This window comes from Kribbella sp. NPDC050281 (genome assembly GCF_040655855.1).
GTDB lineage: Bacteria > Actinomycetota > Actinomycetes > Propionibacteriales > Kribbellaceae > Kribbella.
Window position 1 is genome coordinate 21952 of record NZ_JBFAKS010000053.1, and the last position, 19271, is coordinate 41222.

A 19271-nucleotide genomic window follows, 5' to 3' on the forward strand; every position below is an offset into this window, starting at 1 on the left:
GGGATGAGGCCACTGTCGCGCAGCACCGGGCTATCGCCGCGAGCCTCCGTCGTCAGCCTCCGCCTGCGGACTGCGCCAAGTCGCGCCGGTCTGCCGTACGTACTCCGCGACCGCCTCGTCGAGCGTCGGGAGGAAGTGCGCCGGGTCGATCGTGCGGGTGAGTTCGTACCGCTCGATCTTCTCGCGCACCGGATCCTTCATCTCCGCGAAGACCAGGGACACACCGTGTTCGTTGAGCCAGGCGTCCAACTCCTGCAGCATGTCGGAGGCCGTGGTGTCGACGTCGGTGATCGGCTCGGCGGCCACGATGATCCAACGGAGGTCGGGATCATCCGTGGCGATCTCCCGCACCTTGTCACTGAACATCCGCGCGTTCGCGAAGATCAGGGGAGCGTCGAAACGGTAGACGACCAGACCGCGCAGGAGCTCGGCGTCGGGGTAGCTCTCGGTATCGTGGAGGCCCGCGATGCCCTCCACCCGGCCGAGCTCGGCCTGGTGCGGCCACCAGGTGCGGCGGAAGACGTTGAGGATGGACAGGCCGACGGCGACGAGAATGCCGGGCAGTACACCCAGGAAGGCCACGCCGAGCAGCGCGATGATGGACAGCCCGAACTCGGTCCGACGCTGATGCCACAGCCGGCGGGTCCCGGCGATGTCGGCCAGCGACAGCGCGGCGGCGATGACGATCGCGCCCAAGGTCGGCTGAGGCACGTACTGCATCAGCGAGGTGGCGAAGACCAGGACCACGGTGATCATCGCGGCGCCGACGATGCCGGTCACCTGGGACCGGGATCCGGCCTGCTCGGCGACGGCGGTGCGCGACCCGCTGGTGCTGACCGGAAAGCCCTGGAAGAACCCGGCCGCGATGTTGGCCGCACCAATGCCGACCATCTCCTGGTTCCCGCGCACCCGATCGCCCTTGCGCGCGGCGAACGCCGATGCCGTGGACATCGTGTCGGCGAGCGCGACGACGGCGATGGCGAACGCCCCGATGAGCAGCGGCGGCAGATCGTCCCAGCTGACCGCTGGGACCGTGAAGGGCGGGAATCCCTGGGGGAGTACGCCGACCGTGTCGACGTCGTGCGACTCCAGGTCGAACGCGTTCACCAGTACGGCGGCCAGCACCACGACGATGAGCACGCTCGGCAGCTTGGGAAGCAGCCGATTCAGCAACAGGATGCCGACCAGCGAACCTATCCCGAGGATCGCGGCCGTCACGTTGGCGTCACCGTCCGCGAGCCCCGCCCCGAAGGCGCGCACCTCGGCCACCAGCCCGTCGGCCTCGACCGAGAAACCGAAGAGCTTGTCCAACTGACCGACGATGATGGTCAGCGCGAGCCCGTTCATGTAGCCGATCTGGGTCGGCTTCGACAGCAGGTCCGCCACGAACCCGAACCGGGCCACGCCGGCGACCACCATCACCACACCGACCATCACGGCCAGCATCGAGGCGAGCGCGACGGCCCGGGCGGGGTCACCGTTGGCGAGCAGGAGCGGCGCGATCGTTGCCGCGATCATCGGACCCAGGGACGAGTCAGGACCGAGCACCAGCACCCTGGACGGTCCGAAGATCGCGTAGCCGAGCAGGCAGAGAATCGAGGTGTACAGCCCGGTCACAGGCGGCAGGCCGGCCAGTTCGGCGTACGCCATCCCCTGTGGCACGAGCAGCGCCGACAGCACGAGGCCGGCGACGATGTCCTTCGGCAGCCATGCCCGCTCGTACGACTTGGCCACTCCGACCGCGGGCACGTACTCCTGCCACCAGGGAGGTTTCACATCGGGGCGTTCCTCGACACTGGCCATGGTGGTCAGCCGATCGGCCTATGCTCCCGCGAACGGATCGGCTGCCGCGCCCTCAGGGGCCTGTTCTTCCAGCGTCTCCTTGATCTCTTGCAGCGCCTCCCGCGCCTTCTTGTCGACCTCGGGATACCGGGGATCGATCTCGATCAGCGTGTTGGCGATCACCGAGGCGGCGGCGATGCGCGCGTACCACTTGCGGTCGGCGGGAATCACGTACCACGGCGCCCACTCGGTGCTGGTCTTGGACAGCATCCGCGAGAACGCGTTCTGGTAGTCGTCCCAGTACTCGCGCTCGCGGATGTCGGCCGCGGAGAACTTCCAGTTGTGGTCGCGCAGGTCGATCCGCCGCAGGAAGCGGATCCGCTGCTCCTCCCGGGAGAGGTTCAGGAAGAGCTTCACGATCTTGATGCCGTTGTCGCTGAGGGTTCGCTCCCACTCGTTGATTTCGCGATAGCGCCGTTTCCAGAGTCCCTGGCGGGTGCCCGGCGGAAGCTTCTGGCGGTCGAGGAGTTCCGGGTGCACACGGACGACGAGCACCTCCTCGTAGTGCGAGCGGTTGAAGATGCCGATCTCACCGCGACCCGGTAGGCGCAGCCCGTAGCGCCACAGATAGTCGTGGTCCAGCTCCGCGCTGGAGGGGACCTTGAAGCTGTTCACCGACACACCCTGGGGATTGACGCCGGTCATGACATGGCGGATGGTGCCGTCCTTGCCGCCGGCGTCCAGCGCCTGCAGCACCACCAGCACGCCATGGGTGTGCTGTGCGTACAGCCTGGACTGATACTCGGACAACAGTTCGGTCCCCTGCGCCAGCAGTTTGCGGCCGCGCTTCTTGGAGCGGATCGTGCCCCTGAAGTCCGGCTCGAAGTCCCTGGCCAGCTTGACGTTCGAGCCCGGTTCGACGCGGAACGGCTCGATGAAGTCGGCGATCCGCTGCTCGCGAGATGTCATTCGCTGGCCCCTACCTTTTCGGTGCGCCTGGCACGGGCCGGCGCGACGGCGTGCTCCGGACTGAGTGTCGGCCGCGACCGCAGCCGCCGCCTCCGGACCATCTTGTCCACCTCGACGACGATCGGGAGGAGCGCGGCCAGGCCGAAGCAGACGAGCCACTGGCGCGGGCTGAGTGGGACGGTGAGCATCCCCTCCTGAAGCGTCGGGAGCTGCGTCGCCAAGGACACCAGAACGACAGGGATCAGGCCGATCGCCAGGGCCTTCATGATCGGTGGTGTCAATCCGCTGGTCGGCGCGCGCCGGTTGACGATCGCGTTGAACACGGTCCCCAGACCCATCACGACGAACGTCATCGTCAGCGAGACGGTGCCCTGCGTCGTACTCGGGTCGTCCGGCCCCGCCACCAGCGGTACGAAAGCCGCCAGGAAGAGCACGGCCGCGTAGACGATCCACCGGATCACCGCGGTCCGGTTCGTGATCGGTACGGCGGGATCGCGCGGCGGACGGTGCATCACGTCGGGATCACCGGGGTCGACAGCGATGATCACCACACCCACCGCCGTGGCGAAGAACAGCAGGAAAAGGACCATCGACGGAGTCATCGCCACGCCGTCGTTGATGTCGAACACGGTGGCGGCGAGGAAGAGGAGGACCAGCGCCAGCAGCTGCGTCATCTGGTACCGCACGTATGAGACGACCTTGTCGTAGACGCGCCGCCCGATCTCGACGGCGTGCACGAGGGTGCCGAAGTTGTCGTCGGTGAGCACCATTCGTGCGGCCTGCTTGGTCACCTCGCTGCCGCTTCCCATCGCCACCCCGATGTCGGCCTGTTTGAGGGCGGCGGCATCGTTGACGGCGTCGCCCGTCATCGCGACGATCAGGCCCTGCTCCTGCATGGCCCGGGCGAGTCGCAGCTTGTCCTCGGGAGTGACCCGCCCGAACACGTGCAACTCGGGCAACTGCTGCTTGAGCTGCTCGTCGGTGAGTGCCCGCAGTTCCGCGCCGCTGATCGCCCCGGGACCGAGGCCCAGCTCCTCACCGATCGCCTGAGCGGTGATCGCGTGATCACCGGTGATCATGCGGACGTCGATGCCGGCTGTGAGCGCCGTACCGACCGCACTCTTCGCCTCCGCGCGCAGCGGGTCGATGATGCCGGCCATCCCGACGAACGACAGCCCCTTGGTCAAGGACATCGGATCGTCGGTCATCGCGGTCAGCTCGTGGTCGGCAACCAGGCGGGCAGCGAACGCGAGCACGCGCAGACCTTTCTGCCCCATCCGCAGGTTGGCCTCGTCGATGCCCTCCCGCGACTGCGTGATCGGGACCTGCGAGCCGCTGAGCGGTCCGCCCGCCTCGCTGCAGCGCGCCACGACGACGTCGGGCGCGCCCTTGACCAGCTCGATGAGATGCTCGACGCCGTCGACGTTCACCCGGTGGAACGTCGCCATGAACTTGTACTCGGAATCGAACGGAACCTCTGCCAGCCGGGGGTAGGTACGCCGCGTCTCCTCAGCGTCGACACCGAGTTTCGCGGCCAGTACGACGAGCGCGGCCTCGGTCGGATCGCCGATCACCGATCCGTCGTCGCCGACCACTGCGTCGCTGTCGAGGGCGAGCCCGAGACCGAGGCGGGTGAAGTCCGGCACGGGGGCGCCGGCCACCGAATGGATCGCGCCGCTCTTTCGGTAGCCCTCGCCGTCGACGGTGAACCACAACCCGCTCGCGTACAACGTCGAGACCATCATCTGGTTCAGCGTGAGCGTCCCAGTCTTGTCGGTGTTGATGACGCTGGTCGCACCGAGGGTCTCGACATCGGTGAGGTTCTTCACCACGGCCTTGGCCGCGGCCAGTTGCTTCGCGCCGAGCGAGAGCAGGCCCGAGACGAACGCCGGCATACCGGTCGGGAGCGCCGAGATGGCCATCGCGGTGCCGAGCAGCAGCAGGTCCTTGCCGGGAGTCCCGCGGATCAGGCCGACCACCACGATGACCGCGACAGCACCCCAGGCGATGATCCCCAGAACCTTCGTCAGCGAGTCCAGCTCGCGCTGGAGCGGCGACCGGGTGCGCTTCACCGAGGTGAGCATTGTCGCGATCCGGCCCATCTGCGTCTGCATCCCGGTCGCGGTGACCACGATCGTGCCCGTGCCCCGCGTCACCGAGGTGTTCTGGAACAGCATGTTGGTCTGGTCGCCGAGACCGACGTCGGGGGCGGTCAGTACGGCGGTGCCCTTGGCGATCGGCGCACTCTCTCCGGTGAGCGCAGCCTCCTGCGCCTCCAGCGTCGCGGACCGGACGATCCGGCCGTCCGCGGGCACGATGTCGCCGGCCTCGACCTCGACGATGTCGCCTGGAACCACCTGCGTGGCCGCGACCATCGTCACGTCGCCGTCGCGGATCACCCGGGCCTGCGGCACCTGCAGATCGGCGAGGGCATCGACACTCGCCCGTGCCGTCAGCTCCTGGCGGGTACCCAGTCCGACGTTCAGCAGGATGAGCAGGGCGACGATGACTCCGGTCGAGAGCTCCCCGATCAGCAGGCTGACGACCACGACGGCGATCAGCATGAGGTTCATCGGGTCGCGCAGTTGCTGGCCCGCGATGGCCCAGATCGAGGGCGGCTTCTCGGCAGCGATCTGGTTCGCGCCGTACGACGAGAGCCGGCTCGTCGCCTCGCTCCCGGCAAGCCCCGTCACGACATCGGAGCCGGCCGCGGCGACGACCTCATGCGCCGCAAGGGCGTAGGGCGGACGCTCGGCGCCGGTCGCCGAAGACGCTGTGGTGCCGATCTCGCTCACCTGTGCCTCTTCCATGTCGCGTCAGCGGTCGTCACTGTGCGGTCGTGGTCCTCAGCCCTGCGCGGCGGCCGGATAACCCGGCGCCTGCCTGCGCTGCGTCCACCCCGCGCCCCAGTGCGCGATGTCGAGAACGCCGGCCAGGACCACCCAGAACCAGTCCAGCCCGCTCAGGCCGCCGGTCCGCCAGAGAATCACGTACATGAGTGTTGCGAAGGGAAGGAAGATCAGTCCGAGGAGCGGCCAGATCCAGCTGTCGAAGGCGGCGTCCACCAGCTTGGGCCGCGCCACCCAGACGATGAACAGGGCCAGGCGTGGGAAGATTCCGGCGAACAGCGCGAACAGGCACCCCATGGTCGTTCCTCTCGTAGGCTTCCACCGACCATGCCTCGGCACGGGCGGCGCCTGCCTCATCCACAGAGGATGTCTCGCAACGACTCATCCGCTGAGAGGCAGACGCGGGTCGGGGTCGGCCCGATAGGCGCGGAACGCCTCCGCCAGGGTCGGGAAGATGTTGTCCTCGCCGATCGTGTCCAGGGTCCCGTACGCCCGCAGCGTCGAGAGCAACTGGGTATCCGGCCGGACGAGCACGAAGCGGGCGTTGTGAGCCCTGCTGTAGTTGACGAGGTTGGCCAGGGTCACGCCGGCCGAGTAGTCGATGTCATCGATCGCGGCGCAGTCCAGCGCCACCCAGCGGACGGGGTCGGGAGCGGCGGAGATGACCGACTCGAAGTGGTCGGCGAAGCGGTTGGCGTTGGCGTAGAAGAGTTCCGCGTCGTAGCGGAAGACCACCAGACCGGGCAGGCTCTGCGCGCCCGGCTTGGCCGGCAGGTAGGTCGGCTCGCCGGCCTGGTTCTGACCGATGACGAAGTCGCCCGGTGTGTACTGCCGCCGGACGAGATCGAGCAGCGAGAGCACGATGGCGAGGATGATTCCCTGCTCGACGCCGACGGCGAAAACGGTGATCGCCGTGATCACGGCCACTACGAACTCGTTCTTGCGTCGCATCCACAGCCGCTGCAGGCCGGGCACGTCGATCAGGCTGACGCCGATGAGGAAGACGATCCCGGCGAGAACCGCCTTGGGCATGTCCGCCAGCAGGCCGGTGAAGAAGAGGGTGAACACCAGCACGACGGCCGCCATCGTCAGGTTGGCGAGTTGGGTGCGCCCCTTCTGCTCGTCGAGGATCTGCGTCTTCGTCGGGCTGCCGTTGACCACGAAGGTGCCGGTGAGGCCGGCGGCGAGACTGGCGCCACTCAGCCCGACGATGTCCCGGTTGATGTCGACGGCATCTCCGTGCTTGAACGCGAAACTGCGGGAGGTGGCGGCACTCTGGGCGATGATGAGGACGAAGCAGGACAGGGCGGTCGGCACGACCTTGGGCACGTCCGACCAGGAAATGCCCGACGGCAGGCCGAGCGGCGGGAATCCGCCCTGCACGGCACCGACCACGGCCACTCCGTGCGCCTGCGCGTCGATCAGGGCGGAGACAGCGGTCAGCAGGACGACGGCGACGACGGCACCCGGGACAGCCGGGATGAAACGCCTGAAGATCTGGATGACCACGATCGTGGCCAGCCCGAAGGCCAGCGTGCCGAGCTCGATCGAGGACAGCGAAGTGATCCAGTGCCATTGCTGTTCGAACCAGCCGCCCTTGCCCTTCGGGATGCCGAGCAGGTCCGGAATCTGCCCGGACAGCACCTGGATGCCGACGCCGGTGAGGAACCCGATCAGTACCGACGCGCTCAGGAAGTCACCGATGAAGCCCAGGCGCAGAAGCCGCGCCAAGATCAGCAGGGCACCGCAGACCAGCGCTGTCAGGCTGGCGAATGCGAGCCAGTCGGGCGATCCGGGCGTGACTCCGGCGATGCCCAGACCTGTCAGGCCTGCGGCGAGCACCGCGGCCGTGGCCGAGTCCGCACCCACGACAAGCAACCGCGACGAGCCCAGGAGCGCGAAGAGCAGAGTGGGAAAGATGATGGTGTACAGCCCGGTCACGATCGGCGTACCGGCGATCGACGTGTAGCCCATCACCTCCGGGATCGCCACCGCCGACAGGGTCAGCCCCGCGATGACGTCGCGCGCCAGCCAGGCCCGCCGGTAGCCGCGCAGCGGCTCGGGGATCAGGTTCATGCCGGCCGGTCGTGGTCAGACTTGCTGGATGGCGTCGATCCGGTTCGAGCTGATGGCTTTGGCGAATTCCGCGAAATCCTGGTCGTTCTGGGCTGCGTAGCGTTCGGAGAAGTCGGTGATCGACTTGTCGAAGGCATCGTCGTCACCGAGGTAGGCGGCGATGGAGACCGCGTCACCCGATCGTGCGTGAGCGCGGGCCAGGGTCCATCCGCACGTACGGGCGTAGTAGGCCATGACCGCGGGCAACATCAGCTCGACGAGCGCTGAGCCCTTCATGTCACGCAGTTGGCGCCAGTAGAAGTACCGGTCGGCCTGAACCCCTTTGGACCAGCCGAGGAAGATGTCGCTGCTGGCCTGCATCAAGCGCTGGCCCTGGACCACCCGCTCGCCCGGCTGCCTGAACGCGCTCTTGCGCAACGGTCCTTCGAGAACCGACCTGGTGGCCTCCTTGACCTGGAGGAACAGCGGATCGCCGCGGTCACGGCCCTGCAGCAGGACGACGAACGCTCGCGTTCCGACGCTGCCGACGCCGACGACCTTCCGGGCCCAGTCGATGACCTCGAAGCGCTCCAGCAGCTGCCGAACGTCGGGCCGAAGGGTGGAGCGGTAGTCCCGGAACAGGTCGAAGACGACCGTCTCGAGATCTCCGGGCTCCACGCCGTACGCCGTGTGGAGGTCGCGCGCGGGGACGATCACCGGCGGGACGCTGGCGATGCGGTAGCGGCCGTCGACCTCTTCGCCGAGCTTGGACAGCGCCTGATTGCTGTTGCGGGAGTGGGCCTTCAGCGCATTCTTCGTAAAGCGCTTGTGGGCCTCTTTCACCTGCTTCGGCGTCATCCCGGCCATGCCGTCCTCGCCGGCGGTCTTGTCCTTGCCCTTTCCCTTCTTGGATCCCTTGCCCTTGCTGTCGGCTCCGGCCAGGAGGGCATTCACCGACTGGTTGATCTCGTCCTCGGAAATGTGGGCATACCACACGTCGAGGGTTCTCTGGGTGGCGAAGTCGGCCATCGTCTCCCGGTAGGAGGTGACACAGGCCTTCGTGATCGCACGAGCGTCCGCCTGCGAGTATCCGTTGTTCTGTGCCGCCACCATGAAACTCGCGGCCAGCCGTTTGACGTCGTACTCGAACGGGCCCGGGAGGGTCTCGTCGAAGTCGTTGATGTCGAACACCAGGTTGCGCTCCGGCGACGCGAAGACGCCGAAGTTCGACAGGTGGGCATCCCCACAGAGCTGGACCTCGAGACCGGCCGTGGGCGTGCCGGCAAGGTCCGTGGCCATGATCTTGGCAGCGCCCCGGTAGAACGTGAACGGCGAGACCATCATCCGGCCGTGCCGCACCGGGACCAGGTCCGCATCTCGCCGCAGGTTCTGCTCCTCGATGATCGCTACCGCGTCCGGCCGGTCCGCGGCGGGCACCCACCCGGCGTGACTGTCCGGATTCACCCGGGCGCGCGCTTCCAGACCTCGTGCGGTGCGCTCGTCGAGAGTCGGATGTTCAACCTTCGTCGCCATGATCGGCCGCCCTTCTCGCCATCGCAGGCGCGGCTCGTCGGACGAGCCGGGTCCCCACCCTGCGATCGGCGTACTCCTCCGACGATCCGGCAGAACCCGGGCGCACCGCATCACCCCTGAGGGAGGATCACGCCCCGACGTCACCCTTACGGCCGGTCCGGGAGCAGATCATCCGGGGTGTGGGATGCCTCGATGGGGGCGGCCGCACAGGATGGGCTTGGCGTCGGGGCTCGGCGCCGAGGCGGAGATGCTGAGGGCGGGCCGATGGGGTGGAATTCGTGAGGCGGCGGGTTGCCGCGGTTGTGGCGCTGTTGGTCGGGGCGGCGACGGTCGTACTTGCCGTGGTGGTCGCGGTGAGTCAGTTTCCACGAGGGCTCTTCGTGTTGGGCTGCGTGGTGATCGCTGCCGTCGCGGCCTGGTACGGCGTGTTGCGGAGAGGGATCGCGCGCGTGGTAGGGCTGGCCGTGGCCGGCCTGGCGCTTGCCGGTGCGGTGGTCTTGGTTGCCGTCGGTGGGAACTTGGGCGTCGATCTGCTCGTCGTGGTGGGGCTCCTGATCACTCTGGCAGCGTCACGAGCCAGCTTTACCGCCCACGCGGATCTGCCGCGGGTGCCCGCCCCGCAGCATCCGGTGCTGTTCTACAACCCGAAATCCGGTGGGGGAAAGGCGGAACGCTTCGCGGTTGCCAAGGAAGCACGCGACCGAGGGATCGAGCCGATCGAGCTGAAGCGCGGGGACGACCTCGAAACCCTTGTCCGCGGCGCAGTCGCCCGGGGTGCTGACGGACTCGCGATGGCCGGTGGCGACGGATCGCAGGCGGTCGTCGCCTCGGTCGCCGCCGAACTCTCGTTGCCCTACGCCTGCATACCAGCCGGCACCCGCAACCACTTCGCGCTCGACCTCGGGGTCGACCGTGACGATGTGGTCGGTGCTCTCGACGCCTTCGTCGATGGCGGCGAGCGGCTGGTGGACCTCGCGGAGGTCAACGGCCGGGTGTTCGTCAACAACGTGTCACTCGGCGTGTACGCCGAGGCAGTACAGCGCACCGGCTACCGCGCTGCCAAGATCCGGACCATCCTCGACACCGTTCCCGACGCGCTCGGTACCGGTGGCAGCGATCTCGACATGCGCTGGACCGGCCCCGGCGGCCATGGACATCGCGGGGGTGCGGCCGTGCTCGTGTCCAACAACCGTTACCGCCTCGGTCGTGCCGTTGGTTCTGGCACCCGACCGCACATCGACGACGGCCTGCTCGGCATCACCGTCATGGGGGCACCAGCCGACGGCGGTCAACGCCGCCTCCAGCGTCCGTGGCGCGAGTGGTCGGCTCCGTCCTTCGAGGTCGACGCCGATCGCCCACTGCCGGCCGGCGTCGACGGGGAGGCGCTCATCTTCGACGCGCCGTTGCGGTTCCGCATCCGGCCCGGAGCTCTCCGGGTGCGCATCGCGCACCAACACCCCGGATCCTCGCCGTCGGCGCTGGCTCCCGAGGGCCTTCGCGACGGACTGGTCCAGCTGGTGCGCATCGCCCTCGGCCGGGACCGGAAACCGGCAAGTCCCAACCCCTAGGAGGCCGCAATGGATCTGATCGAGGTCAAAGAGAAGGAGTCGATGAGCCGAGAAGCCGCCGCGGCTCGCCTGCACGCTCTTGCCGACACCCTCGCCAAGGAGAACGACGTCGAGTTCGACCGCGGCGGCCTGCGGGTCAAGGTGCACGTTCCTGACCAGGTGCACTTCAAGCTCGAGTTCGAACTCGGCGACGACGGGAGCGAACTCGAGGTCGAGCTCACATGGTGACGGAAGCCGTTGCGTGAGCGACTCACTGCACCGCCTCTCGGGCTACGACCGCGCTGCCTACCAAGCAGTGGCGCGGCTGTCGACGCCGGTCCTGGATGAGCCACTCAGGCGGGTGTCCGATTTCGCCAACTTCTCCAAGCTGTGGTTCCTGGTGGCCGGTGCCCTCGCGTTGTCCGGCGGTCCGCGGGGCCGGCGCGCCGCGGTGACGGGGCTCGCCGCGATCGGGGCAACGTCCCTCGTGGTGAACCAGCCGATCAAGAAGCTGACGGGCGAACGCCTCCGGCCCGATCGGCACGGCCTCGGCGTACCCGTCCAGCGGTGGGTACGGATGCCCTCCTCGGGATCCTTTCCGTCCGGACACTCCGCGTCCGCAGCGGCTTTCGCCGTTGCCGTCGGAGGCCTTCTGCCCGGACTCCGGCCGGCCTTGCGGGTGATGGCGTCGGTCATCGCGTTCTCCCGCGTGTACACGGGCGTGCACTATCCGAGCGACGTTCTGGTCGGGGTGACCATAGGAGCGCTGTTCGGACGGTTGGCCGGGCGGCTCGCGCTCCGCCTCTGGCCACCACCGCAGCCCAAGGACAAGGAGCACCCGTCATGACAGTTCAGCCCACGCACGGCGGTGCGAACGCGGTAGCAGCCGGTCGGCTGTGGGCCGGAGGCGGGGCCACGGCCGTCGTCGCCGCATTGATCGCGATCGTCGGCATCCTGCTCGCCCGCGGCGTCTTCGACGTAGCCGTCCTGGCCCCCGAAGGCGAGGGCACCTGGGGAGACGCGGACACGGGGAGGTACGCGTTGTACTGCGCTCTGGCGGCGCTGATCGCCACCGGTCTGATGCATCTGCTGCTGATCTCGACGCCCCGGCCCCATCAGTTCTTCACCTGGATCATGATGCTGGCCACCGTCGCGGCGGCGCTCGCGCCCTTCATCACCAGCGGGTCGACGTCGTCGAAGGTCGCGACAGCGGTGATCAACCTCGCCGTCGGGATCGCCATCGTCACCTTGGTCAACGGATCAGCACGGGCGGCGACGCAAGAACGCCGCACCGCTCGGTAGCTGCTGACGTCAGGGTTTGCGTACGGCTGTCGCGTGCCGCCGTGACCAGCGCGCGCGGCGGGTGCGGGCGCGGACGAGGAACTCGCCCAGCTGATAGTGCGGGTCGGACGAGGTGGCGAGCGGCTCGGGCGAGCCGAAGACGACGTCGGAGATGGTGAGCCGGGAACCTCGACTCAGCGCATCGTGATAGCCGACGAGGCGCCCGTCGACTCGAAGGTAGGTCTTGCCGCTGGTGTGCCAGTCGAACCTCAACTCCGCGAAGTGCGCACTGGGGTTCGGCAGCTGGCCGATGTCGTGCCAGACCCGGTGGAGCCGGACCCGGACCAGGGCCTGGAACGTGGTCAACGGTTCGAGGCTCAGGGTGAACTCATCACCGAGGCGAAGGATCTGCAGCGACGAGTTGACGGCTCGGCCCGGGTGCTTGATCCGCAGCAGGCAGCTGACCCCGATCACCTCGAGAAGGGGAGTTTCGAGGACGTAGTGGAGACTGCGGCCTGGTGCGATCAGCACAGTGCCCTCGGACGGGCTCAGCACGAGCGAGCCTGGCGACAAGCTGCCGGGCAGACCTTGCAGGGACCGGATGTTGTGGTCCGGGAATTCGTGCAGCAGCACTGAGCGCCACATGGCGATCTCCTCATCCGATCGGTTCGGCGGCGACCTCGCCCGGAGGCAGCTCCGCAGGTTTCGCCGGCGGAGTGGTGTCCTCCGGGAGCTGGCCGCCGGAGATGAGATCGCCGAGCCAGCGGGTGGAGGGGTCGGCGTCGAGGAGCAGGGCCTTGACCAGGAGCGACAGTGGAATGGCCAGTACGGCGCCCAGCGGGCCGAGGATCCACGCCCAGAAGACCAGGGAGAGGAAGGTCAGTGTCGTGGACAGCCCGACCGCGTCGCCGACGACCTTCGGCTGGATGATCGACTGGATGATGAAGTTGATGACGCTGTACGCCACGATCACCCACAGGAAGGTCGCCCAGCCGTGGTCGAGGAGTCCCAGTAGCGCGGGCGGGATCACCCCGATGAAGAACCCGACGTTCGGTATGTAGTTGGTGATGAGGGCGAGCAGCCCCCACAGCCAGGGCAGCGGGATGTCCAGCAGGTAGAGGACCCCGACGTCGAAGATGGCCACGATCAGCCCGAAGACGGTGGAGACGATCAGGTAGCGCGTCGTACCACGCGCGAAGCCGGTCAGGGCGCCGGTGACTTCCGGCCTCACCCGCGCCGCCTGGCGCAGGCGGTCCGGGAAGTGGGTGGAGTCGATGCCCATGAAGAACAGGACGGCGACGACGAAGGCCAGGCTCGAGAAGACCCCGAGGAGTCCGCTCAGCCAGCCCTGCAGAATGTCGAAGAGCGCCCCGAGGTCGAGCTTCTTCAGGGCAGCCTCGAGTTGCTCCTGGCCCACGCCATGGTCGGCCAGCCAGCCGCGGGCATCCGTGACCAGCGCGGTGAACTTGTCCTCATAGGTGGGCAGCAGGCTGGCCAGCTTGGCGACCGAGAGGGCCAGCGCCGCCGCGACTGCCAGCAAGAAGACGTTCACGACCACGAGTGCGATGAGCGCGGCGAGCCACCCCTTGACGCCTTTCCTGACCAGCAACTGGCGCAGTGGACTCACCGCGATCGTGAGGACGAGCGCGAGGAAGACAGGACCGATGATCCCCGCGAAGCCGCGCATCCCAGCGGCCGTCAGGACCGTTGCTCCGGTGCCGAGGAGAACGATGACTCCGCGCGGCAGTGCCATCGGGGTAGACGTCGAGCCGGCGTCCGGCCTCCGGCTGTCGGGAGAGTCCGTCGAGCCGGCGTCCGGCCTCCGGCCGTCGGGAGAGTCCGTCGAGCCTGCGGACATCGTCGCAACCTCCCTTTCCCGACCCGCCTGGGCTTCGAAGATCGCTCAGATCGCCCTGGCCAGCATCACCCACCCCGGATGATCATTCGCCGACTCCTGGTACGTCGTCCGCCAAGGGTGACGCGCCACCCGTCGGTCCGGTCCTACTGTCGACGCGCGCTCGACGTCCGTCGAGGACCGAGCAGAGAGGGGTGGACGCAGATGACCGACGACCGCACTGTCGAGTCGCAGGCCGACTCGGGCTGGGCGATGACCGGAGTCGCCTTCGCCGCCGCGATGCTGCTATTGATCGGTGCCTTCCACGTGATCGCCGGCTTTGCCGCCATCCTGAACGACGAGTACCTCGTGCGGGTCAGGGGCTACGCCTTCGATCTGGACATCACCGCCTGGGGATGGATCCACCTGATCCTGGGTCTGGCGCTCGTCGCGACCGCCTTCGGTCTGTTCTCCCGAGCGCGCTGGGCCGGTGTGGTCGCCCTCTTCCTGGTGGTGCTGAGTGCGATCGACAACTTCTTCTTCATTCCCTATCAGCCATTCTGGGCGCTGCTGCTGATCGCCCTCGACGTGTGGGTGATCTGGGCGCTGACGCGTCCGCGCGCGCTCCGTACGTGACGGCCGGACAATCGTGTCCACGCCGCTGGTCCGCACCGGCGATCTCGGCCGGATCGTCGCCACCTATGTCAGCTCGGTGCTGGCCCTTGCCGTCGCGGACGCCGTGCTGCCCGGCCTCAAGATCTCGTCGTTCCCACAGCTGCTCGCCGCGGCCGCGGCGACGCTCCTGGTCGGTGCGTTGGTGCGTCCTTTGCTCGTCGCCGCAAGTGCCGCGATCGGATGGTTCGCGGTACTCCTCCTGGCGGTGCTCGGACAGGCCGCGATCCTCGCGTTGGCGCTCACCCTGATCCCGGGGGTCGAGGCGGACTCGTTCTGGGTCGTGCTCGCGGCGGCGTGGATCGCGGCGGCCGCGGCGACGATCGTGGCGTGGCTCTGCTCCTCCGGTACGCCGGAAGCCTTCACGGCAACCCTCGTCCGCCGGACCAGGCGGCGGCGGACGAAAGTCGACGATCCCGAGGCTCCTGGCGTCATCTTCGTACAGCTCGACGGCGTGCCTTTCCCGGTCCTGCGCTGGCAACTCATGGCCGCCACCCTGCCCACGATGGGTCGCTGGATCCGCGAAGACGGCTATCGGCTGGTGGAGTGGAACCCGGTGCTCCCGCCCACCACGCCCGCCAGTCAGTTGGGGATCCTGCACGGCCGCATCGACGGCGTACCCGCCTTCCGTTGGTACGACCGGGCCCTGGGGCGGGTGCTGGTGAGCAACCGGGCCGCTGACGCGGCCGAGATCGAGCGCCGGGCCACCGACGGCCGCGGTCTGCTGGCCGATGGCGGCGTGAGTATCTCCAACCTCTTCAGCGGCGACGCCGAGCGGTCGGTGCTGACGATGAGCAAGATCGAACTCAAGCGCGGTTCGGCCGACACACGTCGTCGCGCTGCCTGGTATCTGGCCCGGCCGGACGGTTTCGCCGGCAGCCTGTCCGGAGCGATCGCCGAGATCGCCCGGGAGAGGTTCGAGTCACGTCGGCAACGCCGTCGCGATGTTCTGCCGAGGGGACACCGTGGCTGGCTGTTCGCCGGCATGCGGGCGGTGACGAACGTCGTACTGCGGGACCTCAACACCGCACTGGTGGCCGAGGAGATGATCCATGGCACGCGGGTCGTGTACGTCGACTATGTCGACTACGACGAGGTGGCCCATCACGCCGGCTCCTTGCGGCCGGAGTCGCTAGGCACGCTCGATCGGCTCGATCACGTGCTGGCATGTCTGGAGGCCGTGGCCGCGGAGGCGCCGCGGCCGTACCGGCTGGTCATCCTGTCCGACCACGGGCAGTCCCAGGGTGCGATCTTCGCCGATCGGTACGGGATCGACCTGGCTGCGGTCTGCTCGCAGCTGACCGCGGCACAGGTCGAGGCGGTCCAGCAGTCGGTCGAGGGCTGGGGGCGCCTGAACGGCCTGCTGACCGATCTGGCCGGCGGCGGCTCCGGAACTCGACGGGTCGCGCGGGATGCGGCGCTCCGAGTGCAGGACCGCTCCGCTCCACCGGCGGTCACCACCGCTTCGGACCTCGTCGTCCTCGGGTCGGGCAACCTCGGCCTGGTGTACGCCGCTGAGGAGCGCCGGCTGACGATGGAGGACATCACCGATCGATGGCCGGCTCTCATCCCCGGGCTCGTGAACCACGACGGGATCGGATTCGTCGCGGTGATGAGCACCGAGCATGGGCCGCTGGTGCTCGGGCCGTCGGGTGTCCAGCGGCTGTCCGACGCCAAGGTGACGGGCGACGACCCGTTGGCGCCGTTCGGGCCGCACGCCTCGGCCGACCTGCTGAGAGCGGTATCGATGCCCGAGGCACCTGACCTGTATGTGAACAGTTCCGTCGACCGGGACACCGGTGAGGTCTCCGCTTTCGAAGGTCTGGTCGGCTGTCACGGTGGACTCGGCGGCTGGCAGGGACGGGCGATGCTGCTGGCTCCACCCGACCTGGTGATCCCGGACCACCCGATCCGCGGCGCGGACGCGCTCCATCGCGTGCTGGTGGCGTACCTCGAACAGCTCGGACAGCGCAGCGGGATCTCCCGCGACACCGCGGACGTGTGAGGCGAAGATGACCGACCACACTGCCGGGCAATGGTTCCTCACCCCGGACGAGCGCGGCAATCCCGGCACGGACATCGACCGGGTGGGAGACATCGACGGGTCCTGGGTCGACGGCAACCTGGTGCGGCCGCTGATCCACGGGGCGACGTACTTCCGTCGCTTGTACGAAGAACTGTGCGCGCTGCGGCCCGGCGACCGGATCTACTTCACCGACTGGCGTGGCGACGCGGACGAGAAGTTGCTGCCCGACGGTCCGACGATCGGAACCGTGCTGGCCGATCTGGCCCGATCAGGAGTCGAGGTCAGAGCGCTGCTCTGGCGATCGCATTCGGATCACCTGCAGTTCAACGCTCAGGAGAACCAGCGGCTGGGAACGAAGCTCAACAAAGCCGGCGCCGAAGTGCTGCTCGACCAGCGGGTCCGGCGCCTGGCCTCGCATCACCAGAAGCTGTTCGTGATCCGGCACCACGGCCGGCCGGAACGGGCGGTCGCCTTCGTCGGCGGCATCGACCTGTCCCACCAGCGCCGTGACGACAGCGAGCATCTGGGGGATCCACAGCAGGCACCGATGGATCGCAGGTACGGCGACCGTACGCCGTGGCACGACGCGGCGCTGGAGATCCGCGGACCGGTCGTCGGCGATCTGCTCCGCACCTTCATCGAGCGCTGGGACGACGGTCATCCGCTTGACCGGCGGACGCCGTACCGGATGATCGTGCAACGGCTCGCCCGGATGCCGCGCCATCCGAAGTCGCTGCCGGAGCAGTTCCCCGATCCGCCGCCGGCCGGGCCGCACGCCGTCCAGGTACTGCGAACGTATGCCCACAAACGACCCGGCTATCCGTTCGCGCCGCAGGGGGAGCGGAGCATCGCCCGGGCGTACGGCAAGGCGTTCGGCAATGCCCGGCACTTGATCTATCTGGAGGACCAGTACCTGTGGTCAGAGCTGATCGCGCAGGGGATCCACGATGCCCTCGAGCGGTCGCCCAGCCTGCGCGTGATCATCGTCGTACCGCGGTACCCGGATGCCGACGGTGCCGTGAGTGGGCCGCCGGCACGCTTCGGTCAGTTGCGCGCTGTGCGGATGCTCCGCCGGACCGCGCCCGAGCGGGTCGGGATCTACAACCTGGAGAATGCCGAGGGCGCGCCGATCTACGTGCACGCGAAGATCTGCATCGTCGACGACGTGTGGTTCACCTGCGGCTCGGACAACTTCAACCGCCGCTCCTGGACCTGTGACAGCGAACTGACCTGTGCGGTGCTGGACCCGACTCCCGACGACCGGGAGTTGGTTGCCAAGGGCGCCCGTCGGCTCGCCCGGGACCTGCGGCTGGAGGTGTGGTCGGAGCATCTCGGCCGGCCGGTCGCCGACCTGGCGCAGCTCGACCCGTTGACGGGGTTCGAGCGGTGGCAGCGAACCGCCGCGGACCTGGAGGCCTGGTACGCCGGCGGCAAGAAAGGCCGGCGGCCACCCGGACACATCCGTCCGCACGTGACGCAACACGTGACCCGTTTCCAGGCGCTCTGGGCCGAACCGCTGTACCGGCTGATCTACGACCCCGACGGCCGCCCCCGCCAGATGCGCCGCAACAACGAGTTCTGACCCTGAGTGCCGAGTACCTCACGCATCCTTGTGGTCTCCCCCACCATGGATGAGGCGGGGCCCGGCGGGCGGACGCAGCATGGTCGCGTGGGTACTTCAGAGCAGTCCGAGAACCCGCCTGACGCGCCGCCCGCGAGCCGAGACGCGATCCTTGTGCTCGATGCGGCCGTCGGGGCCTCTGTGCTGGCGGCGGCCGCCGCGCAGACGGTAGGACGCCGGCTCGGGGGAGCCCTCAGCCCGGCTCGGCGCAGGGCCGGAGGAGTTCTCAACCCGGTCGTCGGCGTGATCCTGCGGCCGCCGATGCTGGCGGAGCGTTACCAGGCCGCCACCTGGCTGGCAGCCCTGGCCGAGCGCGGTGGCCAAGGACGTGCGGAGGCGGAGCGTCAGCTGTCGGTCATGCTGGACCGGTTGGTTCCCGCGGTGGCCGCAGAGGTGCTGAAGCGACTCGACATGGCCGGGATGGCGGAGGGCGTCATCGCGGAGGTCGACCTCGCCGAGATGATCCGGCAGTCCACCGGATCTGTGGCTTCCGACGCCGTGCGCGGCGTACGGATGCAGGGCATCTCCGGCGACGAGGCAGTGGGCCGGGTGGTCGCCCGGCTGAGGCTGCGGCGTGGCCGGACAGAATCTGAGATGACGCCCACGCAACCATGACGACGGACGAGCCCGTGTGGGTCGTCCCGCGGGAGGCGTGGCCGTACCAGGGGCGAAGGGCGGGCCTCGTCACCCGATCGATCGCCAGTGTCATCGACGCGGTCGTCGTCGCGGTAGCCGTGCTGGCCGGATATGTGGGTGTCAACGGGCTGAGGTTCCTGATCAGGCCCCGGGACTTCCAGTTCAGTGAGGCATCGCCGCTGCCGAGCGTGGCGACCGCACTCCTGGTTCTCGTCGTCTACCTCACCATCGCCTGGGCGACCACCGGACGGACCTACGGCTGCCACGTGATGGCACTACGGGTGGTCAACCGTCGCGGCCGACGGGTGCGGCCGCTCGTCGCGCTGCTGCGGGCCGTCTTCGCAGCTGTGTTCCCGCTCGGACTGCTGTTGTGCGCCGGTGGCCGCCAGCACTCGGTGCAGGACCTCGTGCTGCGCACGTCGGTCATCTACGACTGGCGACCCGGATTGCCACGCTGAGGAGGCGA

General features: G+C 68.3%; 17 protein-coding genes. 9 read left to right on the forward strand and 8 right to left on the reverse strand.

What is annotated here, in order from left to right:
* Positions 1–30: 30 nt before the first annotated feature.
* The 6 genes from sulP to AB0I34_RS39005 all read right to left on the reverse strand — a co-directional run bounded on the left by sulP (position 31) and on the right by AB0I34_RS39005 (position 9188).
* Positions 31–1803 carry a sulfate permease gene (gene sulP, locus AB0I34_RS38980; protein ID WP_360455878.1) on the reverse strand — a complete coding sequence of 591 codons (1773 nt, stop codon included), beginning with the start codon at positions 1801–1803 and terminating at the stop codon, positions 31–33.
* Positions 1804–1821: 18 nt separating this feature from the next.
* Positions 1822–2751 (reverse strand): polyphosphate kinase 2 family protein, encoded by a 930-nt coding sequence (locus AB0I34_RS38985; protein ID WP_360455881.1) that lies wholly within the window; start codon positions 2749–2751, stop codon positions 1822–1824.
* Complete coding sequence (locus tag AB0I34_RS38990) at positions 2748–5546, reverse strand: cation-transporting P-type ATPase (RefSeq protein ID WP_360455884.1); 2799 nt, start codon at positions 5544–5546, stop codon at positions 2748–2750. The genes AB0I34_RS38985 and AB0I34_RS38990 overlap by 4 nt, the downstream gene beginning before the upstream one ends.
* A gap of 51 nt (positions 5547–5597) precedes the next feature.
* Entirely contained in the window at positions 5598–5897 is a 300-nt protein-coding gene (locus AB0I34_RS38995; RefSeq protein ID WP_360455887.1) for a hypothetical protein, read from the reverse strand.
* A gap of 84 nt (positions 5898–5981) precedes the next feature.
* Positions 5982–7676: a SulP family inorganic anion transporter gene (locus tag AB0I34_RS39000; RefSeq protein WP_360455890.1), complete on the reverse strand. Its 1695-nt coding sequence runs from the start codon at positions 7674–7676 to the stop codon at positions 5982–5984.
* Positions 7677–7691: 15 nt separating this feature from the next.
* Complete coding sequence (locus AB0I34_RS39005; RefSeq protein WP_360455893.1) at positions 7692–9188, reverse strand: DUF2252 domain-containing protein; 1497 nt, start codon at positions 9186–9188, stop codon at positions 7692–7694.
* Between the two features lie 278 nt (positions 9189–9466).
* Between AB0I34_RS39005 and AB0I34_RS39010 the strand changes: the two genes are divergently transcribed.
* Genes AB0I34_RS39010 through AB0I34_RS39025 form a run of 4 tightly spaced genes read left to right on the forward strand, consistent with a single transcriptional unit; the run spans position 9467 to position 12037 of the window.
* A complete protein-coding gene (locus AB0I34_RS39010) occupies positions 9467–10756 on the forward strand; it encodes a diacylglycerol kinase family protein (RefSeq protein ID WP_360455896.1) in 1290 nt (429 codons plus the stop codon).
* Between the two features lie 9 nt (positions 10757–10765).
* Positions 10766–10984, forward strand: coding sequence for an amphi-Trp domain-containing protein (locus AB0I34_RS39015; RefSeq protein ID WP_360455899.1), 219 nt, complete (start codon positions 10766–10768; stop codon positions 10982–10984).
* 13 nt (positions 10985–10997) lie between these two features.
* Positions 10998–11582, forward strand: coding sequence for a phosphatase PAP2 family protein (locus AB0I34_RS39020; protein ID WP_360455902.1), 585 nt, complete (start codon positions 10998–11000; stop codon positions 11580–11582).
* Positions 11579–12037, forward strand: coding sequence for a DUF6069 family protein (locus tag AB0I34_RS39025; RefSeq protein ID WP_360455906.1), 459 nt, complete (start codon positions 11579–11581; stop codon positions 12035–12037). The genes AB0I34_RS39020 and AB0I34_RS39025 overlap by 4 nt, the downstream gene beginning before the upstream one ends.
* Positions 12038–12046: 9 nt before the next feature.
* Here the strand turns inward: AB0I34_RS39025 and AB0I34_RS39030 are convergent, their stop codons facing one another.
* A complete protein-coding gene (locus AB0I34_RS39030; RefSeq protein ID WP_360455909.1) occupies positions 12047–12661 on the reverse strand; it encodes a hypothetical protein in 615 nt (204 codons plus the stop codon).
* 10 nt (positions 12662–12671) lie between these two features.
* Positions 12672–13874: an AI-2E family transporter gene (locus AB0I34_RS39035; RefSeq protein WP_360455912.1), complete on the reverse strand. Its 1203-nt coding sequence runs from the start codon at positions 13872–13874 to the stop codon at positions 12672–12674.
* A 201-nt stretch (positions 13875–14075) separates the two neighbouring features.
* Between AB0I34_RS39035 and AB0I34_RS39040 the strand changes: the two genes are divergently transcribed.
* From AB0I34_RS39040 to AB0I34_RS39060, 5 genes are all read left to right on the forward strand, one after another.
* A complete protein-coding gene (locus AB0I34_RS39040) occupies positions 14076–14486 on the forward strand; it encodes a hypothetical protein (protein WP_360455915.1) in 411 nt (136 codons plus the stop codon).
* A gap of 13 nt (positions 14487–14499) precedes the next feature.
* Positions 14500–16527, forward strand: a complete 2028-nt coding sequence (locus tag AB0I34_RS39045) for an alkaline phosphatase family protein (RefSeq protein WP_360455917.1) — start codon at positions 14500–14502, stop codon at positions 16525–16527.
* A gap of 7 nt (positions 16528–16534) precedes the next feature.
* Complete coding sequence (locus tag AB0I34_RS39050) at positions 16535–18130, forward strand: phospholipase D-like domain-containing protein (protein WP_360455920.1); 1596 nt, start codon at positions 16535–16537, stop codon at positions 18128–18130.
* An 87-nt stretch (positions 18131–18217) separates the two neighbouring features.
* Positions 18218–18784: a hypothetical protein gene (locus AB0I34_RS39055; protein WP_360455923.1), complete on the forward strand. Its 567-nt coding sequence runs from the start codon at positions 18218–18220 to the stop codon at positions 18782–18784.
* Positions 18781–19263 (forward strand): RDD family protein, encoded by a 483-nt coding sequence (locus AB0I34_RS39060; protein ID WP_360455926.1) that lies wholly within the window; start codon positions 18781–18783, stop codon positions 19261–19263. The genes AB0I34_RS39055 and AB0I34_RS39060 overlap by 4 nt, the downstream gene beginning before the upstream one ends.
* The last annotated feature ends 8 nt before the right edge of the window (positions 19264–19271 follow it).